Raw genomic sequence first — 25,073 nt, 5'->3', positions numbered from 1 at the left:
ACGTGAAGAAGGCTGCGGTCCTCGCCGGAGTGCTCGCCCTGACCGGCTGTTCCGGCAGCGAGGCGGCCGTTCCCGCCCATCCGACCTGGCACAACGGCGAAGTGAACGCGGTGAGCCGTACCACCTCGGCCGCAGGTGTCGCCATGACGACCTCCATGAGGGCGGACGGCACGCTGGAGACCGTCGCCCTCGACCTGGCCACGGGCAGAAAGCTGTGGGCGCACCCCGCGACCATGGCCGGTCGGCTGCCGGGCATGGGCGTCCCCGCCCCGGCGATCGTCCAGTCCTCCGGCGGACGGCTCGTCGCGGTCACGGTCGACCCTGTCCGCCAGGGTCGTTGGAACGCCGCCCTTGTCGGCCGTGACGCGCGCACCGGCAACCGGCTGTGGACACGCCCGCTGCACTCGACCTTCGGGCCGCAGCGCTGCGGGGCGTTCGTGTGCGTCTCAGAGGACACCGCCCTGTCCAAGGCCCGGATGTCCGTGCTGGCCCCGGAGACCGGCAAGCCGATGTGGCAGCTGCCCGGTATCGCCGAGGTCGAGTGGTCCGGCGCCTCCCACGCCGTGCTCCTGCGCATGGCCCGTCACCCCGTCCTTGAGGCCTACGACCTGGCCTCGGGCAGGCGTCCGTGGCGGCTGCCCGTCGAGGAGGCGCTCGGCCCCGGGGTCGACCTGTCCGGCGGGTGGGCCTTCGGCTCGACGGCCGACGACCTCGTCGGCTACGTCGCCCCCTACACCGGTCCCTCGAAGAAACGGGTCTCCGCCTTCGGCCTGTTCTCCGTCAAGCTCACCGACGGCACGGTCAACTGGCTGCGTCCCTCCGTGGTGCGGGTCTACCCCAGCGGCAGCCCCGGCCTGGCCCCCGTCGTGCGCCCCGTCGACCCACGGGGCCAGTACGGCGGGTTCGCCAGGCTCGACGCGAGCAACGGGCGGGTCCTGGGTCAGATCTCCGCGGCCCAGATCCCCGGTTCCGGCTGGTGGCTGGCCTTCCCCGACCGGATGGACACCCTCGGCTTCCTCAAGCACGGCCGGCAGGGCAGCGCCTTCGACCTGGCCACGGGCCGCGGCACCGAGATCAGGGACCAACGCGGCTGGTCCTTCTGCGTCACCGACCCCAGGCCGCTCCCCCTGAAGCACCAGGCGGCGGGTTTCTACCCGGTGGCCTCCCTGTGCGAGTTCGACCTGGCCAGCGGCAAGAGGACGAACGGCTCGGAGGCTCCGCCCGCGTGGTTCACCGGCAGCCAGGGGGGCTGGCGGATATGGCGCGACGAGCTGGGCGGGCTGCACGGCGTCAAGGACGGCACCCCGACCGCCCCCGGCATGTACGGCTGACGCCCCCGTACAAAGTTCTGTTCCGGGCCGCCCCACTCGCGGCCTTCGCCCTACCGGGGAGTAGCCTCCGCTCAGGAGTGCCCGACAACCCAGGAGAGCCCCATGCCCGAGGCAGTCATCGTCGCGACCGCGCGCTCGCCCATCGGACGCGCCTTCAAGGGATCGCTCAAGGACATCCGCCCTGACGACCTGACCGTCCAGATCGTCAGGGCCGCCCTGGCCAAGGTGCCCCAGCTCGACCCCACGACCATCGACGACCTGATGCTGGGCTGCGGCCTGCCCGGAGGCGAGCAGGGGTTCAACATGGGCCGGGTGGTCGCCACCCTGCTCGGACTCGACGGCGTGCCCGGCACGACCGTCACCCGCTACTGCTCGTCGTCCCTGCAGACCACGAGGATGGCCCTGCACGCGATCAGGGCGGGCGAGGGCGACGTCTTCGTCTCGGCGGGCGTCGAGTGCGTCTCCCGGTTCGTCAAGGGCAACTCCGACTCGCTGCCCGAGACCGAGAACGAACTGTTCGCCGAGGCGCGCAGCCGTACGGCGCGGGCCGCCGAAGGCGGTGGCGAGGTCTGGCACGACCCCCGTGAGGACGGCGAGCTGCCCGACGCCTACATCGCCATGGGCCAGACCGCGGAGAACGTCGCCGCGCTCAGGGGCGTCTCACGCCGGGAACAGGACGAGTTCGGTGTCCGGTCGCAGAACCTCGCCGAGGAGGCCATCGCCAACGGCTTCTGGGAGAGCGACATCACCCCGGTGACCCTGCCGGACGGCACCGTGGTGACCAGGGACGACGGCCCCCGCCAGGGGACGACCTACGAGGCCGTCTCCCAGCTCAAGCCGGTCTTCCGGCCCGACGGGACCGTCACGGCGGGAAACTGCTGCCCGCTGAACGACGGCGCGGCCGCGGTGATCGTGATGAGCGACGTCAGGGCCGCGGAACTGGGCATCACCCCGCTGGCCAGGATCGTCTCGACCGGTGTGACCGGCCTGTCCCCCGAGATCATGGGGCTCGGGCCGGTCGAGGCCTCCCGGCAGGCACTGTCCAGGGCGGGCATGGCCATCGGCGACGTGGACCTCGTCGAGATCAACGAGGCCTTCGCGGCCCAGGTCATCCCGTCCTACCGCGACCTCGGCGTCGACCTCGACCGGCTCAACGTCAACGGCGGCGCCATCGCGGTCGGACACCCCTTCGGCATGACCGGAGCCCGCATCACCTCGACCCTGGTCAACAGCCTGCGCTTCCACGACAGGACGATCGGCCTGGAGGCCATGTGCGTCGGCGGTGGCCAGGGCATGGCCATGATCCTGGAACGCCTCAGCTGAGCCGGGAAACGCCGCGCCGTACCCTGCGACACGGGCGGGTACGGCGCGGCGGCGTCTCAGCCGTGGATGTCGGGGCCCGCACGGGTGATGGTGACGCGCAGCAGGACCCGCCGGTCCCGCTCCATGGCGGCCCGGTAGTCGTCCCAGTCGGGGTGCTCGCCGGAGATGTCCCGGTAGTAGCCGACCAGCGGTTCCATCGCCTCAGGCAGCGAGAGGACCTCCGTCTCCCCTTCGATCTGGATCCAGTCACCGTAGAAGGAGTCGTTCATCACGCAGAGCGTGGCCCGCGGGTCCCTGCGAAGGTTGCGAACCTTGGCGGCGGTCTCCCTGCTACTGACGATCGCGCGCCCCTCGGCGTCCAGCCCGACCGTCACCGGGGAGAGCTGCGGACGTCCGTCGGCGTGCTTGGTCAGCAGAACCGCACGGTGGTTGACGCGGATGAAGTCACGTGCCTTGTCGAGATCCATGATCCCCATCATGGACCGGGCACACAGAAGCCCGCACCCCCCGATGGGAGGCGCGGGCTCGCGGAAGACGGATAACTTACATACGACGGCTGTGGCGGCGACGTTCGTGCTCACGCACGATGGCGGCGGCGTAGCCGTGGGACAGCCCGTGCTCCTGGGCGAGCCAGTTGGCCCGCTCCTCGCAGCGCAGGAAGGACGGGCCGTTGTCGATGGCTTGGAACCACTCTGGGAGTGCGCGGCCGGTGATATCCGTGACTCTAGCGATCAGCTTGCTCTGCGTCTCCAGTGAGTGGCTCAACGACATGGGCACCTCCACGGATAGGCTCCTTTGCTTGACAGTGCCTCACGTGTCCCCAGATAGCAAGCCCTGCGGACCTGCCCATCCATCATTCTTCGTCGCCTTGTCGTCTCTTTGCGTCACCTTCGGCGTCGCGGGCTGTGTCTCCTTGCTCCGCCTGGCGGCGTCGCGGGCTTGGGCGCCTCCGAGTCGGCGCTTTCCCTCGTCACTCCGTCGCTTCGCTCCTGCGTTCCTCAGTCCAAGCACCGACGCGCCCAAGCCGAAACTCCTCACGCACGGCGCCGGTAAGGCACAGGCAAAGCCCTCACGCTTGGCACCGGTAAGGGCACGAGCGAACCCTTCACGCTTGGCGTCGGTGAAGTTCTCACGCACGGCGTCGGGGGTAAGTGGGGGTGGAAAGCGAACACCCCGCGTCACCGGGGGTGGCGCGGGGTGTTCGGGGTGGTCGGGCAGCTAGTCATTACTGGTGAAGTAGCTGACGAAGCGGAGGATCTCCAGGTAGATCCAGACCAGGGTGACCGTCAGGCCGAAGGCCATCAGCCAGGAGTACTTCGCGGGGGCTCCGGCGCGGATGCCCTGCTCGACCGAGTCGAAGTCGAGGAGCAGGAAGAAGCAGCCGACCAGGATCGCCGCGATGCTGAAGACGTAGGACAGCGGGCCGCCGGAGCGGATGCCGACGCCGTCCTCGATGAAGAAGGTCGCCAGCCAGTTGACGAGCATGAGGCCCATCAGGCTGAGCCCGGCCGCCACGACGAACTTGGTGAACTTCGGCGTCACCCGGACGATGCGCAGCGTGTAGACCGCCAGCATGGCGCCGAAGGCCAGTGCCGTACCGACGACCGCCTGGAAGACGACACCGTTGTACAGGTCGTTGTAGGCGTGGCTGATCACACCGATGGCGACGCCGTAGGAGACCGCGTAGCCGAGGATCAGCACCGGGTTGGTGCTCTGCCTGAACGAGACGATCAACGCGAGCACCAGGCCGGCGAGCACGCCGATGATCAGTGCGGGTCTTCCGAGGTTGAGCGCCCAGGCGAGCGCGGCGGAGACGACCAGCGTGCCCAAGGTGATGAAACCGCGCACGACCACGTCGTCGATGGTCATCCTCCGTTGCGCGGGCGGCGCGTAGGAGGGCGCGTCATACATTCCCCTGAGCTGCTCGGGGGTCGGGGTGCCCCAGGCCTGCTGGCTCCCGGGCGCCTGCCTGCTGAACACAGGATTCTTGCTTTCCATCGCTAGCCTCCACGCTGCGACCTACGCGATCGGCGTATAGATCGGTTGTCACACGGCCGTATCGTGTTGTTGTCCGTTTTAGGGTCAAGTGACCGTACGGCTACCGCCGAGGATTCCAACGAACGGCCGCAGCGCCGGGTTCCCGGCCCTACGGAGGCATAATGGCCCGCCCGCCGGGTCCACGCCAGGCCCCCTCCCCCGCCGGGAGGCCCGGGAAGGGGCCGGTGGGTCAATGGAAACGACCGGAGCGGGGGCGGGAAACGCTTCCCGGAATCGGCCGGTCGCTTCCGGAAACCGGCCGTCCGTGGATTTGTCGCGTTGTTTTCCCCACCCGGTGTCTCCGGTAAGGAAAACGACACGGTCACAGCGGGGAAAACAACCGTGCACCGTCGAAAGCGTGTTCCGCTCCATCAACCGAAGCGCTCGACGAGTCGCCGATAAGTGTCGAACGCGGGTTTAGGCCGGTAGTCGTCACCGAGAAGGCCGAACCGGTGGAACAGACCGGGTTTCGCACTGTCGGCATCCCGCAGGGCGAAATGGGTGTAGCCGCCGATGTTGAGCCGAGTGCGGTGGTCCGCGATCGCCGTGACGATCGTCTCCAGGACCTCGGCCTGTCGCTGTGGACTCCGGTCAGGGCCGGTCGGCCAGCCGTTCTCGGTGATCCACAGGGGGACCGACTCGTCGATGCCCGCCGGGGTGAGGCACCGGTCGCGGTGGTGGCCGAGCAGTCCCGCGACGGCCTCCGCCAGGCCGTCCGCCGGGGCGGGCTGGAAGACGTCGGGGAAGAAGTCGAGGCCGACGTAGTCGACGGCCTCGACGAAGCGCCGTCCGCCGTCGGCGGTGAGCGCGGCGACGAAGCCCTCGGCGGGGCCGAAAAGGGGCGTGGTGTTGAACCCGACCCTGAGGTGGTCCAGGCCCAGCAGGCGCGCCTCCTCCTTGGCCGCGACGACGCCCTCGACGAGGGCTTCGAGCACCCGGGGGTGGCCTCCGTCGTACAGCGGCAGGTTCGGCTCCTCCGTCACCTGGAGGGTCGCGACACGCGTCCCGTGACGGCGGACGAGGTCACGGACGAAGGCCACGTAGCCCGCGACGTCGCCGCTGTGCGAGCGGTACTGCGCGACCAGGTCGAGTGCGCGCCCGTCGGTGGCGTACCGTTCGACGCGCTCGGGGGCCTGCGGGTAGACGTCTCCGGGATCGGCGAAGCTGACGTAGCCGCGGACCAGGAAGGGCCCGCCGTCAGGGCGCAGGTGGGTGAGCGCCTCGGTGATCCGTCTCGGGTCGTCCGGAGGCCCCTGGAGCACTCCGCCGTTCTCGTCGCCGGCCGCTCCGCCGGGGTAGATCCCGAAGAGAAGGCCGTCCGATGTCATGTGAGGTCCTTTCGGTCGTCGGGCCAGGTCAGGCTTCCTGTGCGGATCTCCTCCGCGGCGCCGGTGACCCAGTCGAGTTCGCCGCGGGTCATGTGCAGGGCGTATTCGGCCTCGATGACGAACAGGCGGGGCACCTGTCCCGAGGCCAGCGCGTCGTCGAGGGCCCGCCGGTCCTCGGCCATGGCGGCGCGCAGCCGTTCGGCCCGCTCCAGCAGCGCCGCCCGCGCGCGCTCGGGGCCGAGGGCGCCGAGGTAGGCGACGGCGGTGAGGAAGAGGGGATATTCGCGCCGGGGGACGCGGATCTGCTCGTCGAGCCGACGTACGAAGGCGTCCCGGCCCGCCTCGGTGATCGCGTAGACCGTGCGAGCCGGTCTGTTGCCCTCCTGGACCCTGGCCTTCTCGACGATCCACCCCTCCCCCTCAAGGGCCGTGACCACGTCGTAGAGCGAGCCCCGGTTGATCCGGACGCTGGCGTCCTTGCCGCGTTCCCGCAGCACGACGGCCATCTCGTAGGGGTGCATGGGCCTTTCGAGCAGCAGCCCCAGCACTCCCAGGGCCAGAGGGTTGTCCACACTTCGAGCCATAGTCGCCTCCTGATATCAGGAACCGACTATAGGAGGCGCCGTACGGCACCGCAACGGCGCCCGAAAACGCCCTGAACAGATCACGACATCCGGCCGATCTGGAAGACCGGGATTTCCGCGCCATAATTTGGCCGACAGGACCACATACGATCGGCGCGCAAACGACGGGACAACACGAAACGCCCCGACCCGGGGTTTTCCCACACAACAGAGCGGCCCGTGACCGATTTTTCCTGGTCACGGGCCGAACTTCGCGGATCACTACGAGTGCCCCCGGAGGGACTCGAACCCTCACTCGAACCCTTTTAAGGGGTTTGCCTCTGCCATTGGGCTACGGGGACGCCGTAATCATACGTAACTGACCACTCATCAGAGGAGCACAACTTTGTATCAGGCGTCACACAAACCATGCCACAGCGTTCCGATCTCCGAGACCGCCCCCAGTCCCGGCCGTACGGTGTGAACGCGCGAGCCCCCTCCCGGAACGGACCGGGAAGGGGCTCGCGACGGACGGCGGCCACCTTCGGGTGACCGCCGGGTGGCCGTCAGGTCCTGGCCGCGCTGCGGAACTCCTCACGGGGCGCCTCGATCTCACCGAGCGAGACGGTCTCCCGCTTGAAGAACAGCGCGAGGGTCCAGTCCATCGTCACGCGGACCTTGCGGTTGACGGTCGGCACCCGCGACAGGTGGTAGGTGCGGTGCATGAACCAGGCGAGCAGCCCACGGAGCTTGATCCCGTAGACGTTGGCGACACCCTTGTGCAGGCCGAGCCCGGCGACCGAGCCGACGTACTTGTGGCGGTAGTCGGCCAGCGGCTGGCCGTGCAGGTGCCGGGTGATGTTGTCGGCCAGCACCTTGGCCTGCCGTACGGCGTGCTGGGCGTTGGGCGCGCAGTACTGACCGGGGCTGGTCACGTCGGGCACACCGGCCACGTCGCCCGCCGAGAAGGCGTCCTCGACGCCGGCCACGGTCAGCCGGGTGGTGGTCTTGATCCGGCCGCGCTCGTCCAGGGGCAGGTCCCCGGCGTTGACGACGGGGCTGGGCTTTACCCCCGCGGTCCAGACGATGGTGGCCGCCTCGAACTCCTCACCGTCGGAGAGCTTCACCAGGCCGCCCTCGCAGGAGTCGAGGCGGGTGTTCATCTTGACCTCGATGCCGCGCTCACGCAGCTGCTCGGCGGTCCACTTGCCCATCTCGGGGCCGACCTCGGGCAGGATGCGGTCCGTCGCCTCGACGAGGACCCAGCGCATGTCCTTGCGGGAGACGTTGCGGTAGTAGCGGACGGCGTCGACGGCCATGTCCTCAAGCTCGGCCAGCGCCTCGACGCCCGCGAAGCCGCCGCCGACCACGACGAACGTCAGCGCCCTGCGGCGCAGCGCCTCGTCCTCGTCGGTCTCGGCGCGGTCGAGGAGTTCGAGCACCCGGTTGCGCAGCGCGATGGCCTCACCGACCGTCTTGAAGCCGATCGCGGCGTCGGCCAGACCCGGGATGGGCAGCGTGCGCGAGACCGATCCCGCCGCCATGACGAGGATGTCGTAGCCGATGTCGTGCGGGGTGCCGACATTCGGCTCGAAGGCCACGGTCTTGGCCGCGTGGTTGACCTTGGTGACCTTGCCGTTGAGGATCGTCGCCTTCGACAGCACCCGCCGCAGCGGGACGACGACGTGCCGGGGCGAGAGGTTTCCCGCCGCCGCCTCGGGAAGGAACGGCTGGTAGGTCATGTGGGATTCGGGGGTGAGAACGGTGATCCGGACGCTACCGTCGCGCAGTTCCTTACGAAGGGTGTGCTGCAGACGCAGCACGGTGTAGAGCCCGACGTAACCTCCGCCGACGACCACGATGTGCTTGGCGGTACGGTTCACTTCGACGCCATCCTTAGGTCGATGCCTTGTGAAAGCTTTCACAAGCATACGTCTCCCTCGAAAACCAGACCAGGCACCCCCTGTGTAACTTTCGCCATAGTTTCCAGAACAGCGAGAAAATCCGGACATTTCAGAGCGAAGTTTTGACGATCTTCTCTTTGTGATCGAGTTCACAAGCTCCGCAACACGTTTGCCCTGGTCAGAAGGGTGTCGAGCATCTCGGCCGTCACCCGGCCGGTGAACGTGTTCTGCTGGCTCGGGTGGTAGCACCCGAGAAGACGGGCCGTTTTCCCGCCACGGGAGATCTCGACCTCGGCGCCGTGTCCGAAGGGCGGCCTGCGGGAGGGCAGGACGTACCCGGCCTCCCGTAGCGCGGGCCAGATCGCCTGCCAGGCGAATCCCCCGAGCACGACGATCACCCGGACGCTGTCGGCGACCAGTTCGATCTCCCTGGCCAGCCAGGGGAAGCAGGCCGTACGCTCGGCCGGCTCCGGCTTGTTGCCCGGCGGGGCGCAGCGCACCGAGGCCAGCATCCGGGCGCCGACGAGCCGCTGCCCGTCCCCGGCGCGCGTGCTGGTCTCCTGTACGGCGAGCCCCGTCCGGTACAGCGAGGCGAACAGCCAGTCCCCGCTGCGGTCACCGGTGAAGATCCTCCCGGTGCGGTTGCCGCCGTGCGCCGCGGGGGCGAGCCCCACGATGAGGACCTCCGGCCTGTCCTCTCCCCACCCGGCGATGGGCCTGCCCCAGTAGGTCTCCTCCGCGAAGGCCCGCCGTTTGACCGTCGCCACCTCCTCCCGCCAGGCGACCAGGCGTGGGCAGGCCCGGCAGACGGACTGCCTGGCGGTCAGTTCACCGAGCGTACGGCTCGCCGCCGCCAGCCGTACGACCTGGGCGGGGTCGTGGGCGACGGGGGTGTCCGGCAGGGCGGGGTCTTCGGGCCAGCCGGACCCTGGAGGAACGAATGTCATGTCCTCGATCGTGCCAGGAGGAAACACGCCCTTAACCTCGGGCACGCGAAAGCGGCGCCCGCCTGAGGCGAGCGCCGCTCTCTCAACTCGTTTCCGTCCCCACGTCAGACGTGGGACGGGCCGTCACGGAGCCGGGAGGGTTCCCCCGGCACGCGCTCAGGCCTGGCAGACCGCGTTGAAGTTCACCGACTGCGAGCCGGCCCCGTCGATCGCCAGCTTCGCGCTGCCGCCGTGGGTGCCGTTCGTCGCCTTGGTGAAGGTCACGGTCTTGGTGCCGGCCTCGGTGAAGACCAGCGGGCCGGACTCGACGGTCACGCCGTCAACGGTCCAGCGGTAGGTGAGCGTGGTCGCGCCACTGGCGTAGATCTGGCCGGAGCCGGACAGGGAGGCCGCGGGGCAGGCGCCCGCGGTCTGCGTGGCCGAGACGCTCTCGCCCACGACCCAGACCTTCACCTCGGGAGCGGGGGCCTGGCAGGTGACCTTGCCCTCGACGGTGCCGGTGGTCGAACCACGGTAGAGCTCGATCGCCCGCTTGCTCGTCCCGGAGGCCGAGGCGCCCCAGGAGTCGGTCACGGTGCGGGACTGGTAGCCGTGGCCACCGAAGTAGACGTCCTGCCAGGAACCGGCGACGCCGTCACGGATCCAGCGGTACTTGACGCTGCCACGACCCTCGGAGACCGAGATCGTGCCGGTGAAGTTACGGGTGACCGGGCAGGTGCCGGTGTAGGAGTCGGGAGCGCTGACGGACGCGGTCACCTTCGGCGACTCGTCCTTGCACCAGACCCTGAAGCCGACGCGGTTGGAGGAGTTCTGAACCGGGTCCACGATCTCCAGAACGGCCCAGCCGCTGAGGCTGTGACGCGGCCTGATCACGTGGAACACCTTGGTCGAGCTGCTGACGCGGACGACGTCACGGTCGACGACGTCACCGTTGACGACCCAGCGGTACCGCACCCAGGTGGGGCTGGAGGCGGTGATGCGGCCGACCAGCGTGGCCTGGCAGTTGCCCTCGTTGACCCACGCGCGGGCGCCGACGCCGACCTGGATGACTTCCTTGCCGCCGCCCTCGTCGCCACCACCACAGGAAACCCGGAAGCTTCCCTTCTTGGAGGTCGCGCCCCTGGGGGCCAAGACCTGCAGGGCCTGCCAGCCCTTGACGTCACCCTTGAACTTCGAGGTCTCCTTGACGGTGACCGACTTGTTGCCCTTGCCCTTCAGAACAAGGGTCTTGACCTTGCTCTTGGAGCCGTCGCCGCGCAGCCAGCGGTAGGCGACGGTGGTCCGGGAGGCGACGGCCTTCACCTTGACGGTCGAGGAGAAGGTCACGTTGACGGGGCAGTCACCCTTGTAGTTCGAGGGGGACGCCTTGGGGGTGCCGACCGAGACCGCGGGCCTCGGCTTGGCGACGGCCGTGGCGGCCGTCTGGGTGGATGCGCTCGCAGCGGCCGCGGGCGAGGCCATCAGGGCCGTCGCCATCGTCGCCAGCATGGCCGTGCCGGCGCTCACCGCGGCTAGCCTGCGTGCTAGTCCGGACTTCATGAGGGGTTGCTCCGTTTCGTTAGGAAGCGAATGCGCTCCGGAGACGGTTGCCGCCCCGACACCAGCTGTGCCGGGCCCCACGGCAAAGCCTCGCTAAAGCCCCTTTACCTAATCATGAACGGAACGATCTCTCAATACCCCATCAACAAGTCAAATGTCTAGATCTCATTAAAGTTTAGATGTCAGCCATGCGATTCCATCGAGGATGTCACGTTCGCTGACAACGACTTCGTCGAATCCGTACCGCTGCAGGACGCGGTCGAGAATGAGGGCACCCGCGCCGATGACGTCCACCCGGCCGGGATGCATGACCCCTATGGCCGCGCGTTCCTCGTGGGTCATCCCCAGCAGTCGACGGGAAATCTCATGCGCCCGATTTGCCGGAATTCGCGAGTGGTGAATTTTATCCGGGTCATATTCCGGCAGGTCAAGCGCTATTCCCGCGACGGTCGTCACCGAGCCCGCGAGACCCACCAGCGTCAGCGCCCGCTCTACCGGAACCTTCTCCGCGACCCGGTCGAGCGCGTCGTCGATGTCGGAGGTGATGGCCTCGACCACCTCGGGGGACGGCGGCGCCGTCGAGCCCCGCAGGTGCCGCTCGGTCAGCCTGACGCAGCCGATGTCCACCGAGATCGCCTCCTCGGCGTGCGTCGAACCGAGCACGAACTCGGTCGAGCCACCGCCGATGTCGAACACGAGGTAGGGCGGCCTGGTTCCCTCCGGGGTCGGCAGGCCGGTCTCCGGCGAGAGCCGTACCAGGTCACGGGTGGCCCCGGTGAAGGACAGCTCGGCCTCCTCGGCTCCGGTGATCACCTCGGGCTCGACGCCGAAGATCTCCCTGACACCGTCGACGAAGTCCTGGCGGTTGGCGGCGTCCCTGGTCGCGCTGGTGGCGACGACCCGCACCGCCGAGGCGCCGTGCCGTTCGATGAGCCCGGCGTAACCGCGCATCGCGGCGAAGGTGCGTTCGAGCGCCTCCGGGGCCAGCCTGCCGGTCCTGTCGACGCCCTGTCCCAGCCTGACGATCTCCATCTGACGCTCGACGTCGGTCAGGACGCCCCCGTCGATGTCGGCGATGAGCAGGCGGACGGAGTTGGTGCCACAGTCGATCGCGGCGACACGGGTCACATGGTCTCCTCGTTGGTTGTCGTGTCTGAAGACTGGGTTTCCCCGGCGCAGCAGGGGCCGTCCGCCCACCACTCGCCGAGCGCGTCCAGCGCCTCGCGGCCGAACGGGTTGGTCCCCGGCGCCGCCAGTTCGTGCCCGACCAGGGCGTGCAGGCACTTGACCCTGACCGGCATGCCCCCGGTGCTCTGCATGTCCCTGGGCAGCGGCTCGATGCCCAGCTCGGCCGCGGCCTTGTCGCGGCGCGCGACGTAGTCGTCGTGCGCGGCCTGGTAGGCCCGGGCCAGCTCGGGGTCCTCGGCCAGCCTGGCCTGCATGTCCCGCATCATCCCCGAGGTTTCGAGCCTGCCGATGGCCGAGGCCGCCCTGGGGCAGGTCAGGTAGAACAGCGTCGGGAACGGCGAGCCGTCGGGCAGCCTGGGAGCCGTCTCGACCACGTCCGGCAGTCCGCACGGACAGCGGTGCGCGACCGCCCGCAGACCCCGTGGGGTCCGGCCGAGCTGCCGCTCCACAGCCGCGACGTCGCGGTCGTCAACCATCTGTGACACCCCCTGAAAGACGACATCCAGGGTATCGGGGTCATCCGCCGGTCCCGGCCACCTTCGCACCGGTTCCCGAGTCCGCCGCCTCGACCGACTCCCAGAGCGTCTGGTACCACGGCGACGTCACGGCCTTCTTCCCCCCGGCCGGGATGCTTCCGCCCTGCCCCTGGCTCTGGCCCTGCCGCTCCCGCATGACGACGTAGCACTTGCGGCCCGGGTCGCAGTAGAAGAGCCGCTCCCTGCCCTGCCGCTTGATGTAGCCGGGGTCGAAGTGCTGGCGGTAGCGGTCCTCCTGCTCCTTGATCTCGGCCAGTTCCCTGGCCCGTTGCTGTTCGAGCTGGGCGATGTAGCGCCGCTGCGCGACGTACTCCCTGATCGGGTAGGCGAGGCTCATGGCGATCGCGCACACCACGATCGCGAGGACCGCGGCCCGTCCCGTCAACTGCGGCCGTCTCGCCACCCGCGCCTCCCCGTCCCCGCTCGCTTCGCCCGCCTCGCCGTACGGCCGGGCCCTGAGCGCCCGCCGTATGGCTCGCGCCCGAGCAAATCGGGCGCAAGCCATACAGGCGAAACTACCGCTGGAAGCGCGGGAAAGCGGCGCGACCCGCGTAGCGGGCGGCGTCGTCGAGCAGTTCCTCGATGCGCAGCAGCTGGTTGTACTTGGCCACGCGGTCGGAGCGGGCCGGGGCTCCGGTCTTGATCTGACCGCAGTTGGTGGCCACGGCGAGGTCGGCGATCGTGGTGTCCTCGGTCTCGCCGGAACGGTGGCTCATCATGCAGCGGTAGCCGCTGCGGTGCGCCAGGTCGACCGCCTCGAAGGTCTCGGTCAGGGTGCCGATCTGGTTGACCTTGACCAGCAGGGCGTTGGCGGTGCCCTCGGCGATGCCCCGGCCGAGCCGCTCGGGGTTGGTCACGAACAGGTCGTCACCGACGATCTGGATCTTGTCGCCGAGCGCCTTGGTGATGGCCTTCCAGCCCTCCCAGTCCTCCTCGTTCAGCGGGTCCTCGATGGAGACCAGCGGGTAGTTGGCGACCAGGTCCTCGTAGAAGGCCACCAGTTCGGCGGAGGAGAGGCCCTTGCCGTCGATGGTGTAGACGCCGTCGGAGTGGAACTCCGAGGCCGCGACGTCGAGCGCGAGGGCGACGTCCTCACCGGGCACGTAACCCGCCCGCTCGATGGCGACCAGGATCAGGTCGAGCGCGTCACGGTTGGAGGGCAGGTTGGGCGCGAAACCGCCCTCGTCGCCGAGCCCGGTGGCGTAGCCCTTCTCCTTGAGCACGGCCTTGAGCGCCTGGTAGACCTCGGTGCCCATTCGCACGGCCTCACGGAACGACTCGGCTCCGATCGGCGCGATCATGAACTCCTGGATGTCGACGTTGGTGTCGGCGTGCGCGCCACCGTTGAGGATGTTCATCATCGGCACGGGCAGCACGTGCGCGTTCGGGCCACCGAGGTAACGGAACAGCGGCAGCTCCGCGCTCTCGGCCGCCGCCTTCGCCACGGCGAGGGAGACACCGAGGATCGCGTTCGCGCCGAGACGGCTCTTGTTCGGCGTGCCGTCGAGGTCGATCATCACCTGGTCGATGCTGCGCTGCTCGGCCGCGTCGAACCCGAGAATCTCGTCGGCGATCTCGTCGGTCACCCCGAGCACGGCCTTCTCGACGCCCTTGCCGCCGTAGCGGTTGTCGCCGTCACGCAGCTCGACGGCCTCGAACTGACCGGTCGAGGCGCCGCTCGGCACCGCTGCGCGCCCCTCGCTGCCGTCGTCGAGCAAGATGTCGACCTCAACCGTCGGGTTGCCCCTGGAGTCAAGGATCTCGCGGGCGGTGACACCCTCGATGGAAGCCACGAAGCGCTCCTAAAGTCGCAGGACAGATTGCCGCAGAAGCCTATCGAGGCCTACCTCCCAGTACGGTGGGCGGCTTCCCCCTTCGAATTCCGGATGTGCTCAAATCAGAACCATGAGCCAAGCCACGGCACTCGACCGGGTCCGTGAACTGCTGGACCCCACCCTGCTCGACCTGGCGGGACGGGACGCCACGGCCGGCGGCTACCTGGACCTGCTCGGCGCGGAGCCCGCCGGATCGCCCGTCCAGTGGCTGATGCGTTCGGGATTCCTGCCGGGGATCTACGAGCGGGTCTGGCGCCCGGCGGTCCTCGGGGCGATGAAGGGCCCCTTCGGGCCGGGCACCCGCCAGGAGCTGGCACTGGTCGGCAGGATGCTCGAACTCGGCCCCGGCGACCGGGTGCTCGACGTCGCCTGCGGGCCGGGCAACGTGACCCGGGCGCTGGCGGACGGCGTCGGCCCCGCGGGCCTGGCCGTCGGCCTGGACGCCTCGGCGTCGATGCTCGCCCGCGCGGTGCGCGACACCCGGGCGCGTGACCTCGGCAACGTCGGCTACGTCCGGGGTGACGCCGCCGGCCTGCCGTTCCTGCCCGGCTGCTTCGACGCGGTCTCCTGCCTGGCGGCGCTCTACCTGTTCGAACACCCCTTCGAGGCTCTCGCCGGGATGGCCAGGGTCCTCAGGCCGGGCGGCAGGATCGCCGTCATGACGACCAGGCGGGTGCCGTACGGCGGGCCGCTCAACGCCCTCGTCGGCGTGGCCTCGGGGGTGCGCCTGTTCGGGGACGAGGAGGTGGTCGAGGCCCTGAACAGGCTCGGCTTCTCCGGCCTGCGCCACCGCGCCTACGGCCTCGTCCAGTTCGTCAACGGCCGTCTGGTCTGACCCGGTTCAGGCCTCCCCGGTCTCCCCCGCCTCCCAGGCGCGGACCCGGTCGCGGTAGCGGCGGGCGGTGGCGCGCAGTTCGGCCTCGGGGTCGAGACCGGCCTCGTGCGCCCGCCGTACGAGGGCGAACAGGCGCGCTCCCAGGTCGTCTCCGGCGGCCTCGGGATCGACGAGCAGGCCGTCCGGTGCGCCGACCCGCCCCGCGCGCCGGATGAGCTGCGCCGCCAGGGAGAGAGCGGGCTGGCCCATCGGGACCCCGTCGAGGACGGACCCGGCGTCGCCGTCGTTCTTGGCCGCGCGCTCGGCGGCCTTGATGGCCTCCCAGTTGTCGCCGACCTGCTCGGCGCCGGTGACCTTGACGTCCGCGAACACGTGCGGGTGGCGGCGGACGAGCTTGGCGACGATCCCGTCGGCCACGTCGTCGATGTCGAACCCGCCCTCCCCCGCGGAGCGCTCACGGGCGAGCCTTGCGTGGAAGGCCACCTGGAGGAGCAGGTCGCCGAGTTCCTCACGCAGCGCGGCGTGGTCGCCCTCCTCGATGGTCTCCAGCACCTCGTAGGCCTCCTCAAGGAGGTACGGCGCCAGCGACTCGTGGGTCTGTTTGGCGTCCCACGGGCAGTTCGTCCTGAGACGGTCCATCACCTCGACCAGGTCGAGCAGCCGCCCGCCCGGCAGGTCGTACGACCCCGGCACCACCTCGATCACCGGCGGGTCGTCGAGGGCGAGCGCCGCGTGCCCGACCGCGCGCATCAACGCCTCGTCGGCCCCGAGCCAGACCACGGTCCCGTCACGGGCCTCGCGCACCAGGGCCGCCGGATCGGGCTCGACGACCTCGACGGTGACGCCGGCCTCCTCCAGATGGGGCAGGTGCGGATGTCCGGCGGAGCCGGTGCGCACCGGCCCCTCCCTCAGGACCTGCCACGCGTGGTGGCTGAGCAGCCCGGGGGCGACCCTGGGCGAGGTGGTGACGACGATCAGGGGCATGCCCCCGAGACTACTGGGCCCGTGCGGCGGGAGGGATCGCGCCGAAACGGCCCGCGTCCACGAACAGCTGCGGAGACTGCTCGCTGCGGTTGTCGTTCAACACGCCGTAACGCGGGCTCCAGGTGACCTTGACGGCCTGCAGGTCCTTGATCGCCTGGGCCTGGCCCCGCTGGAGCGCCTCCTGGTCGGCGCCGCCGCCGTACTTGGCCATGAGCTTGGTGAGCATCAGACCGGCCTTGGTGAACTCGCGCGAGTGCGACGGCGCGACGGCCTGCTGGAGCATCCGCTGCTCGTGCTGGGCCTCGCCACCGGAGGCGGCGACCACCTGGTCGATCTCGGCCTCGGTGACCGTGATGCCCTGCCGCTCGGCCGCCTTGGTGTACTGCTTGGCGGTGGCCAGCTGGAACAGCACCACCTGCGGGACACTGCCGGGGAACTGCAGGTCAGCGGGGGAGACGTTGGCCTTGGCGAGGGCCTCCTCGTACTCCTTGACGCTGCTGTCCAGCTCGCCGGTGCTGATCCGCTCACCGCCGACGATGGCGGCGGTGCCTGCCTGCCCCGGAGAGCAGGCGGTCAGCGCGGCTCCTGCGGCGGCGACCGCCAGGATGACGCGCAGTCGAGTCGACTTCACTTGCGATCCCTTCACGACAGACGCCGTTTACTTTACCGGCTGGTTCTCAAGGAACATCGCCTGGACCAGGTCACCGCACCACCTGAGCAGGTCCAGGTCGCGCAGCGGCTGGCCGCCGAGCGGCCTGGTCTTCGGCACGGGTACGAGCAACGTACCGGCCGCCTGCTTCAGCAGTGCCTTCGGGTACAGCCTCTGCAGCCTGACCTGCTGGGAGTCCCTCAGGTCCACGGGGGCGAAGCGGATGTTCTGCCCCTGGAGGGTGACGTCGGTCAGCCCCGCCGTACGGGCCCGGATCCTGAAGCGGGCGACCTCAAGGAGGTTCTCGACCGGCTGGGGCGGCCTGCCGTACCGGTCGAGGAGCTCGTCACGGACCGCGGCGACCTGCTCGTCGGACTCGACGGCGGCGATGCGCTTGTAGGCCTCCAGGCGCAGTCGCTCGGAGGTCACGTAGTCGTGCGGGATGTGCGCGTCGATCGGCAGCTCGACCTTGACGTCGGCGCGTTCCTGGGTGACGGGGGCGCCGGACAGCTTGGCCTTCTGCTCCTGGACGGCCTCGGCCATCATCCGCACGTACAGGTCGAAGCCGACTCCCGCGATGAACCCGGACTGCTCGGCGCCGAGGATGTTGCCCGCGCCCCGGATCTCCAGGTCCTTCATCGCCACGTACATGCCCGCGCCCATCTCGGTGTGCTGGGAGATGGTGGCCAGGCGCTCGTGGGCGGTCTCGGTGAGCGGCTTCTCCGGCGGGTACAGGAAGTAGGCGTAGCCGCGCTCACGGCCACGCCCGACCCTGCCACGCAGCTGGTGGAGCTGGGACAGGCCGTAGTTGTCGGCCCGGTCGACGATCAGCGTGTTGGCGTTGGGCACGTCCAGGCCCGACTCGACGATCGTGGTCGAGACGAGCACGTCGAACTCGCGCTCCCAGAAGCCCACCATGATCCGTTCGAGCTGGTGCTCCTGCATCTGGCCGTGCGCGACGGCGATCCTGGCCTCGGGAACCAGTTCGTGCAGCATGGCCGCGACCTTGTTGATGCTGGAGACCCGGTTGTGCACGAAGAACACCTGGCCGTCACGCATCAGCTCGCGCCGGATGGCGGCGGCGATCTGCTTGTCGTCGTACGGCCCGACGAAGGTGAGGATCGGGTGCCGCTCCTCCGGCGGGGTGAGGATCGTCGACATCTCCCGGATGCCGGTGAGGCCCATCTCCAGTGTGCGCGGGATCGGCGTCGCGGACATGGCCAGCACGTCGACCTGGGTCCGCAGGTGCTTCATGGCCTCCTTGTGCTCGACGCCGAAGCGCTGCTCCTCGTCGATGATGATCAGGCCGAGCTCCTTGAACCTGATCTCCGGGGAGAAGAGCCTGTGGGTGCCGATCACCACGTCGACGGAGCCCTCGCGCAGTCCCTCCATCGTCGCCTTGGCCTCGGCGTCCGTCTGGAAGCGCGAGAGCGGCCTGACGTTCAGCGGGAATCCGGAGAAACGCTCGGTGAAGGTCGACAGGTGCTGCTGGACCAGCAGCGTCGTGGGCACGAGCACCGCGACCTGCTTGCCGTCCTGGACCGCCTTGAACGCCGCCCGCACCGCGATCTCGGTCTTGCCGTAGCCGACGTCGCCGCAGATCAGCCTGTCCATCGGGACGGCCCGCTCCATGTCGCGCTTGACCTCGTCGATGGCCTCCAGCTGGTCGCCGGTCTCGGCGTAGGGGAAGGCGTCCTCCATCTCCCGCTGCCAGGGGGTGTCGGTCCCGAAGGCGTGCCCGGGTGAGGCCATCCTGGCGGAGTAGAGGCGGATCAGCTCCCCGGCGATCTCCTTGACCGCCTTCTTGGCCTTGGTCTTCGCCTTGGCCCAGTCGGCGCCGCCCATCCGGTTGAGCGTGGGGGCCTCTCCGCCGACGTAGCGGGTGACCTCGTCGAGCTGGTCGGTCGGCACGTAGAGGCGGTCGCCCTTGGCGTACTCGATCACGAGATACTCGCGGGTCGCGCCCTGCACGGTCCGCTGCGCCATCTCGACGTAGCGTCCGACGCCGTGCTGCTCGTGCACCACGTGGTCGCCGACCTTGAGCTGGAGCGGATCGACCATGTTGCGCCGCTTGGAGGGCAGCCTGCGCATGTCCTTGGTCGAGGCCTTCTGCCCCACCAGGTCCAGATGCGTCAGTACGGCCAGCCCCGGCGCGACGAAACCGTGCTCGACCAGGCCGGTCGTGACGTGCACGACCTTGGGGTCGGGGGCCGTGTCGAGCCCGGCCTCAAGACGGGCGGGCAGGTCCACGCCCTTGAGCAGCTCGACCATGCGCTCGGCGGGGCCGTGGCCCTCGCTGAGCAGCACGACGGCCCTGTCCTCCTCAAGCCAGCCCTTGATGTCGCCGAGCGCCCGCTGGGTGTCGCCCCGGTAGCTCTCCGCCTCCTTGGCGGGCAGGAGCAGCCCGTCGCCCAGGTCGTCGCCGCCGAACGGCGCGATCGACCACCAGGGCTGGCCCAGCTCCCGCGCGTGGTCGCGGACCTCCTCAAGACTGCGGAAGGCCGCCGCCCCGAGGTCGATGGGCGCCTCGCCGCCCGAGGCGGCGTTGATCCACGACGCCTCAAGGAACTCCTGGCTGGTGCGCACCAGTTCCTCCGCCCGTCCCCTGATGCGCTCGGGGTCGCAGACGAACACCGCGGCGCGCGCGGGCAGGTGGTCGACCAGCAGGTCCATCTCCCCGGCGAGCACGGGCGCGAACGCCTCCATGCCCTCGACGGCGACCCCCTCGGCCAGCTGCCCGAGGATCTCGGTCAGCGCCGGGTGCTCCTCGGCCAGCAGCCGTGCCCGCTCCCTGACCTCCTCGGTCAGCAGCAGTTCCCGGCAGGGGGCCGCGAACAGGCCGCCCTCGGCCACCTCAAGGGAGCGCTGGTCGGCGACCTTGAACCAGCGGATCTCCTCGACGGTGTCGCCCCAGAACTCAAGGCGCAGCGGGTGCTCCTCGGTGGGCGGGAAGACGTCGAGCAGCCCGCCCCTGACCGCGACCTCGCCGCGCTTCTCCACCATGTCGACCCGGCTGTAGCCGTTCTCGACGAGCTGGGCGACGACGGCGTCGAGGTCGGCGTCCTGACCGGCGCGCAGCCGTACCGGGCGCAGGTCGCCCAGGCCCCGCACGATCGGCTGGAGCACGGCCCTGACCGGGGCGACGATCACCCGCAGCGGCCCGGCGGCGGCGTCGCCCGCGACGGGGTGCGCCAGCCTGCGCAGTACGGCCAGCCGCTGCCCGACCGTGTCGCTGCGCGGTGAGAGGCGCTCGTGCGGCAGGGTCTCCCAGGCGGGGAAGACCGCGACCGAGTCACCGTCGATGAGGCTGGTCAGCGCCGCGGCGAGGTCCTCGGCCTCGCGGCCGGTCGCGGTCACCGCGAGAACGGTCCGCGCGCCGTCCTCGGCCCCGTCCCTGGACAGCGCGGCCACGGTGAACGGCCGCAGCGCGGGCGGCGCGATCAGCGAGACGTCGGAGAGGTCGCCCCCGCGCACGTCACGGAGGACGGAGGCCAGCTTCGGCTCTCCAGCGACAAGGTCAAGTAGTCCGGAAAGGCTCATCAGATTCGCCCACAGCCCCACGACGGCAACACGGCAGGCCCCGGGCCGGGTCCGGCACGGGGCTCTCCCAGGCTACCGGTGTTCGCCCACGGTGTTCCGGCCCGCCGTCCGCCCGGTGGGCACGTGGGGCCCCTGGGGCGGGGACCGCAATCGTCACCGTCGGGCGATGGCCAATGCGCGACTATCGGTGCGCAATTGACTACTGTCGGTTGCATGTCTGAGGTACGGTCGGTCGTCTCGCGGGACGACATATTCAGCAGGCGGATTCGTGAGCAGGCGGCGGGGCAGCCCGGCAGACGGCTGGACATCCTGGTCGCCGGGTGCGGATGGCCGGAGCCGCTCGACCTCGAAGGGGTCCAGGCGCGGGTCACCGGGATCGACGAGGACCTGCCCGCGCTGCGGGTGAGCGCGGGGGCCCGCAAGGACCTCGACGCGCTGGCGCTGGGAGATCTGCGCTCGGTGCCCGTGCCGCCCCGCGCGTTCGACGTCCTGCACGTACCGTTCCTGCTCGAACGGATCGAGCACCCGGAGCTGGTGCTCGACCGGCTGCTCGCCGGGTTGCGCCCGGGCGGCCTGGTGCTGCTGCGGATGCGCGACCGCGCCTCGGCCTACGGCACGTGCGAACGGCTGCTGCCCAACGTGCTACGGCGGCTGCTGTGGCCGAAGCTGGCCCCCGAGGGCGCGGTCGGCCCGCTGCGCCCCTTCTACGGCGAGATCACCTCGCGCGAGGGAATGCACTCCTACTGCCTGACACGCGGCCTGATGGTGACCGACGACGTGTCGGCCACGAGCGGCCCGGCGCTGAGCGGGCCGAAGCACGCCCTGGTCAAGCTCGTCTGCTCCATGGTCGAGACCGTCTCCCGGGGGCGGCGGCCCGCCTCGCACGACGAGATCACCATGGTCGTCCGCAAGCCGCAGAACCACTTCGCCCGGTTGATATGAGCCGGAGGGGTTGGTGTGGGACAACTGGAGTAGGTAAGGTGATGAAATCCGACTAAGTTGATCGGGATTGTGGAGCAGATGACGGCCCCTTTCGAGTGGACCCCCGACGCCCATGAGCTGGCCGACCTGGAGCTGCTGCTCTCCGGTGCCTTCCAGCCTCTGACGGGCTTCATGAGCTCGGCCGACGCGCACTCCGTCGACGGGCACGGCGTCCTGACGGACGGCACGAGCTGGCCCGCGCCGGTCACGTTCGCGCTGCCCGACGACCACCCGGCCGCCCCCGGCGACCGGGTCACGCTGCGCGACCCCGAGGGCGCCGCGCTGGCCGTGCTCACCGTCACCGACCGTCACGACGGCCTCGTCGCCGGTCCGGTCGAGGCGCTCGACGCCCCGGAGCACGGCCCCTTCGCCAGGTTGCGCCTCACCCCGGCGGAGATCCGCAAGGAGCTGGGTGAGCGGCCCGCGCTCGCGGTCACCATGCGCGGGCCGCTGGACGACCTCGGCGAGATCGAGGCGACCGCGCGGGAGCTGGGCGCCGTGGTGCTGCTGCTGCCGCTGGCGTTCGGTGAGAACGGCCCCGCGGTGGTCCGCGCGGCGCTGAAGGCGCGTGAGAGGCTCGGCGAGGACGCCCTCCTGGCCGTGGTGCCCCTGGCCCGCAGAGACGACCCCAGCATCGATCTGGAGCTGCGTGAGCGTGTCGCGGAGGCCTACGGCGCCACCGAGCACCTGGCGGGCCCCGAGCCGGTGACGCTGCCCGGCCCGCCGCACCGGCGCGGCCTGGTGGTCTTCCTCACCGGCCTGTCCGGCTCAGGGAAGTCCACCGTGGCCAGGGGCCTGCGGGACGCGCTGCTCGAACGCGGCGGCCGTACGGTCACCTATCTGGACGGGGACGTGGTCAGGCGGCTGCTGTCCGCGGGGCTGACCTTCTCCAAGCAGGACCGCGACCTGAACATCCGCAGGATCGGGTTCGTCGCCGCGGAGGCGGCCAGGCACGGCGGGCTGGCGATCTGCGCGCCCATCGCGCCCTACGCCGCGACCCGCGAGGAGGTCAGGGAGATGGTCGAGGCGGTCGGCGCCGACTTCCTGCTGGTCCACGTGGCCACTCCGCTCGAAGAGTGCGAGCGCCGTGACCGCAAGGGGCTCTACGCCAAGGCGCGCGCGGGTCTCATCCCCGAGTTCACCGGGATCTCCGACCCCTACGAGGAGCCCGACGACGCCGACCTGGTCGTCGACACCACCTCGATCAGCGTGGACCAGGCGGTACGGCAGGTGCTCGACCCGTTGATCCGGGGAGGGTGGGTCCGTTGACCCCGGGGCCCGGGGCGCCGGGCCCCCGCAACGGGCGGCCCCGCGCCGCCCGCCACACAGTGACCCTGAACGACCCAGAGTGACCCAGAGTGACCGAGAAATGGTGAGCGACCGATGGCCATCGACATCCCCCTGGCAGCCGGCTCCTTCATCGTCGCGATCATCGTCGGGCTGACCGGCATGGGCGGCGGCGCGTTGATGACGCCGATGATGTTGCTGTTCTTCAACGTCCCTCCCCTGGCCGCCGTCTCCAGCGACCTGGTCGCCTCCGCCGTCATGAAGCCGGTGGGCGGGGTCGTCCACATGCGGCGCGGGACGGTGAACCTGCGCCTGGTCGGCTGGCTGTGCGCGGGCTCGGTGCCCGCGGCCTTCTGCGGGGTCTTCGCCGCCAGGGCCTTCGGGGACGGCGAGCAGGTCCAGGAGGTGGTCAAGTACGCCCTGGGCGTCGCCCTGCTGCTGGCGGTCGTCGGGCTGGTCACCAAGGCCTGGATGTCACGTGACGACCAGGGGAAGGCCTCGGCGGAGCTGTCGTCCATCGTCGTGCGCCCTATTCCGACCTTACTGGTCGGTACGGTCGGAGGCTTGGTCGTCGGCATCTCGTCGGTCGGCTCGGGTTCGCTGATCATCGTGGCGCTGCTCGCGCTGTATCCGGCGCTGAAGGCCAACCAGCTCGTCGGCACCGACCTGGTCCAGGCCGTGCCGCTGGTCGCCTCGGCCGCCCTCGGCCACCTGCTGTTCGGCGACTTCCAGCTGTCCATCACCACCTCCCTGCTGGTCGGCTCGATCCCCGGTGTCTACATCGGCGCCAGGATCTCCGCCTGGGCGCCGGGCGGCGTCATCCGCGCGCTGCTCGCGGTCGTGCTGCTCGCCTCGGCGTTCAAGCTCCTGGGCGTCGGCAACACGGCCCTGCTGTGGAGCGTCGGCGGGATGTCCGTCGTCGGCGCCGTGGCCTGGTCACTTCTGCGGAACCGCGGGGGCGCGCAGGTCGGGGTCGTGCGCGAGGCCGGAAAAGGCCTGTAGGGCCCCCGGGGTGGTGTCGAAGCGGGTGTCCCCCCTCGGGGCGTGCGGCGAGTCGAAGTAGACCAGTGCCTTGATCCGGGGATAGTCGCGCACCTGCCGCCGCGCCCCGGCGAAGAACCTCTCCTTGAAGGCGGGGTCGCCCGGCCGCTCGAACACGCCCCACTCGGCGAGCATGACGGGCTTGCCCGGCAGGTGCGCGTTCATCCACCGGTAGGCCCCCGGCCAGCGGGCGAACCCCTCGCGGGTCCTGTCGACCAGGTCGCCGAAGTTCCGCACCCGCTCGTCGGCGTAGGGGTCCATCGCCACCCAGTCGACCACGTCGTCGCCGGGGTAGAGCCGGTCGAACCAGGGGCTCGCCCCCCAGTTGGGCGCGCCCATGTAGGTCATGACCGTGACCGCGTTGCGCACGCCGTCCCCCCGCAGGCGCAGCACCACGTGCCGGAACATCGCGGCGTAGTCCTCGGCGGTCATACCCGAGCCCGGGCGCTGCCGTACGTCGTTCTCCGGCTCGTGATGGACGGTGAGGAAGAACCTCTCGGGGAAGCTCCCGGTGATGTGCGCGGCCAGCCGGTCGATGCGGGAGTCGATCGCGCCCTTGGCGACCTGCGCCCAGGTGTGGTCGAGGGACGGCTTCCAGTTGACCAGCAGGATTCTGCGGCCCTTCGGGTCACGGGCGATCCGGCGCTCCTGAGGGGTCGGGAACAGCTCGGTGCCCCGGTGGTAGAGGTGCACGATGTCGGCGCGGCGGCCCATGCGCCGTTCGGCGCGGGCGATCGCCCGCTGCGGGGGCCTGCCGGTGAAGATCTCCGGCGCGATCCCCCACCAGGCGCCGCAGGCGGGGACGAGCTTGGCGTCGACCGCGCAGGCGGACGGCCTCACGTCGGCCCGTGCCGGAGTGCTCCGCGGCCGGTCGCGGGAGGCGCCCTCGGAAGGAGCGCACGCCCCCGTTCCGAGCACCAGTGCCAGACCCGAAACGGCGAACAACGCCTTCCGCGAAAAAAGCCGCATCGCGGCATCACACAAATACACCGTCAGAACCACCGTTTCCTCACGAACATTCCGACCATTCCGGTCATTCCGGTTTCTGGCTCCGCGGTCACCGCCGCGCCACAAGCCTGCCACCGCGTGGACGTGCCACGTCACCGGCTTCGAGGTTCCCGAGCCGCCCCCGCATGGCAATCGCAAGGAAATATCGGATAAATGGTGTTTATTTTCTTTCGGCCGCGACGGCGCCCGCCACGAAAATCTTGTGTATCGGATCGAG

General features: G+C 70.0%; 22 protein-coding genes and 1 tRNA gene. 6 read left to right on the top strand and 17 right to left on the bottom strand.

All coding sequences use genetic code 11. The annotated features are described in order from the left end of the window. Positions 1-2: 2 nt before the first annotated feature. A complete protein-coding gene (locus ACFOYY_RS37120) occupies positions 3-1,331 on the top strand; it encodes an outer membrane protein assembly factor BamB family protein (RefSeq protein WP_362776756.1) in 1,329 nt (442 codons plus the stop codon). 102 nt (positions 1,332-1,433) lie between these two features. After that, entirely contained in the window at positions 1,434-2,654 is a 1,221-nt protein-coding gene (locus ACFOYY_RS37115; RefSeq protein ID WP_386195935.1) for an acetyl-CoA C-acetyltransferase, read from the top strand. Positions 2,655-2,710: 56 nt separating this feature from the next. Here the strand turns inward: ACFOYY_RS37115 and ACFOYY_RS37110 are convergent, their stop codons facing one another. The 13 genes from ACFOYY_RS37110 to eno form a co-directional block, all read right to left on the bottom strand. After that, positions 2,711-3,121, bottom strand: coding sequence for a PPOX class F420-dependent oxidoreductase (locus ACFOYY_RS37110; protein WP_362776762.1), 411 nt, complete (start codon positions 3,119-3,121; stop codon positions 2,711-2,713). A 76-nt stretch (positions 3,122-3,197) separates the two neighbouring features. Further along, a complete protein-coding gene (locus tag ACFOYY_RS37105) occupies positions 3,198-3,425 on the bottom strand; it encodes a DUF4287 domain-containing protein (protein ID WP_352013939.1) in 228 nt (75 codons plus the stop codon). Positions 3,426-3,872: 447 nt separating this feature from the next. Next, entirely contained in the window at positions 3,873-4,652 is a 780-nt protein-coding gene (locus ACFOYY_RS37100; RefSeq protein WP_386195933.1) for a Bax inhibitor-1/YccA family protein, read from the bottom strand. Positions 4,653-5,062: 410 nt separating this feature from the next. After that, entirely contained in the window at positions 5,063-6,019 is a 957-nt protein-coding gene (locus tag ACFOYY_RS37095; protein WP_386195931.1) for a hypothetical protein, read from the bottom strand. Beyond that, positions 6,016-6,603, bottom strand: a complete 588-nt coding sequence (locus ACFOYY_RS37090; protein ID WP_362776768.1) for a helix-turn-helix transcriptional regulator — start codon at positions 6,601-6,603, stop codon at positions 6,016-6,018. The genes ACFOYY_RS37095 and ACFOYY_RS37090 overlap by 4 nt, the downstream gene beginning before the upstream one ends. Before the next feature lie 268 nt (positions 6,604-6,871). Further along, a tRNA-Leu gene (locus ACFOYY_RS37085) sits at positions 6,872-6,944 on the bottom strand. A gap of 204 nt (positions 6,945-7,148) precedes the next feature. Then, a complete protein-coding gene (locus ACFOYY_RS37080; protein WP_352013887.1) occupies positions 7,149-8,465 on the bottom strand; it encodes an NAD(P)/FAD-dependent oxidoreductase in 1,317 nt (438 codons plus the stop codon). A gap of 170 nt (positions 8,466-8,635) precedes the next feature. Further along, a complete protein-coding gene (locus tag ACFOYY_RS37075; protein WP_352013888.1) occupies positions 8,636-9,433 on the bottom strand; it encodes a uracil-DNA glycosylase in 798 nt (265 codons plus the stop codon). A 156-nt stretch (positions 9,434-9,589) separates the two neighbouring features. Then, complete coding sequence (locus ACFOYY_RS37070) at positions 9,590-10,939, bottom strand: hypothetical protein (RefSeq protein WP_352013889.1); 1,350 nt, start codon at positions 10,937-10,939, stop codon at positions 9,590-9,592. A 201-nt stretch (positions 10,940-11,140) separates the two neighbouring features. Next, positions 11,141-12,100 carry a Ppx/GppA phosphatase family protein gene (locus ACFOYY_RS37065; protein WP_352013890.1) on the bottom strand — a complete coding sequence of 320 codons (960 nt, stop codon included), beginning with the start codon at positions 12,098-12,100 and terminating at the stop codon, positions 11,141-11,143. Next, positions 12,097-12,636, bottom strand: coding sequence for a DUF501 domain-containing protein (locus ACFOYY_RS37060; protein WP_352013891.1), 540 nt, complete (start codon positions 12,634-12,636; stop codon positions 12,097-12,099). The genes ACFOYY_RS37065 and ACFOYY_RS37060 overlap by 4 nt, the downstream gene beginning before the upstream one ends. Before the next feature lie 40 nt (positions 12,637-12,676). Further along, positions 12,677-13,099 (bottom strand): septum formation initiator family protein, encoded by a 423-nt coding sequence (locus ACFOYY_RS37055; RefSeq protein ID WP_352013892.1) that lies wholly within the window; start codon positions 13,097-13,099, stop codon positions 12,677-12,679. Positions 13,100-13,211: 112 nt separating this feature from the next. Beyond that, entirely contained in the window at positions 13,212-14,489 is a 1,278-nt protein-coding gene (gene eno, locus ACFOYY_RS37050; RefSeq protein WP_352013893.1) for a phosphopyruvate hydratase, read from the bottom strand. A gap of 112 nt (positions 14,490-14,601) precedes the next feature. Between eno and ACFOYY_RS37045 the strand changes: the two genes are divergently transcribed. Then, complete coding sequence (locus ACFOYY_RS37045; RefSeq protein ID WP_362914029.1) at positions 14,602-15,366, top strand: methyltransferase domain-containing protein; 765 nt, start codon at positions 14,602-14,604, stop codon at positions 15,364-15,366. 6 nt (positions 15,367-15,372) lie between these two features. Here ACFOYY_RS37045 and ACFOYY_RS37040 read toward each other — a convergent pair whose 3' ends face one another. From ACFOYY_RS37040 to mfd, 3 genes are read right to left on the bottom strand one after another with little or no spacing between them, the layout of a single operon-like run. Next, positions 15,373-16,350 (bottom strand): MazG family protein, encoded by a 978-nt coding sequence (locus tag ACFOYY_RS37040; protein ID WP_362776780.1) that lies wholly within the window; start codon positions 16,348-16,350, stop codon positions 15,373-15,375. Between the two features lie 10 nt (positions 16,351-16,360). After that, positions 16,361-16,981, bottom strand: a complete 621-nt coding sequence (locus ACFOYY_RS37035; RefSeq protein WP_352013896.1) for a SurA N-terminal domain-containing protein — start codon at positions 16,979-16,981, stop codon at positions 16,361-16,363. Positions 16,982-17,008: 27 nt separating this feature from the next. Continuing rightward, entirely contained in the window at positions 17,009-20,539 is a 3,531-nt protein-coding gene (gene mfd / locus ACFOYY_RS37030) for a transcription-repair coupling factor (RefSeq protein WP_352013897.1), read from the bottom strand. Between the two features lie 213 nt (positions 20,540-20,752). Here mfd and ACFOYY_RS37025 point away from each other — a divergent pair, with 213 nt between their 5' ends. The 3 genes from ACFOYY_RS37025 (at position 20,753) to ACFOYY_RS37015 (ending at position 23,809) form a co-directional block, all read left to right on the top strand. Beyond that, complete coding sequence (locus tag ACFOYY_RS37025) at positions 20,753-21,481, top strand: class I SAM-dependent methyltransferase (protein ID WP_352013898.1); 729 nt, start codon at positions 20,753-20,755, stop codon at positions 21,479-21,481. A gap of 78 nt (positions 21,482-21,559) precedes the next feature. After that, positions 21,560-22,789 carry an adenylyl-sulfate kinase gene (gene cysC / locus ACFOYY_RS37020; protein WP_386195926.1) on the top strand — a complete coding sequence of 410 codons (1,230 nt, stop codon included), beginning with the start codon at positions 21,560-21,562 and terminating at the stop codon, positions 22,787-22,789. A gap of 114 nt (positions 22,790-22,903) precedes the next feature. Next, positions 22,904-23,809: a sulfite exporter TauE/SafE family protein gene (locus ACFOYY_RS37015; protein ID WP_386195924.1), complete on the top strand. Its 906-nt coding sequence runs from the start codon at positions 22,904-22,906 to the stop codon at positions 23,807-23,809. Here the strand turns inward: ACFOYY_RS37015 and ACFOYY_RS37010 are convergent. Beyond that, positions 23,744-24,817 (bottom strand): glycoside hydrolase family 26 protein, encoded by a 1,074-nt coding sequence (locus ACFOYY_RS37010; RefSeq protein ID WP_386195922.1) that lies wholly within the window; start codon positions 24,815-24,817, stop codon positions 23,744-23,746. The genes ACFOYY_RS37015 and ACFOYY_RS37010 overlap by 66 nt on opposite strands. Positions 24,818-25,073 lie beyond the last annotated feature (256 nt).

Origin of the sequence: Streptosporangium jomthongense, assembly GCF_042650425.1 — a bacterium.
In the GTDB taxonomy this organism is placed as follows: Bacteria; Actinomycetota; Actinomycetes; order Streptosporangiales; family Streptosporangiaceae; genus Streptosporangium.
Note: the sequence above shows the minus strand (reverse complement) of the source record. Positions and strands in the feature narration are given on the sequence as shown.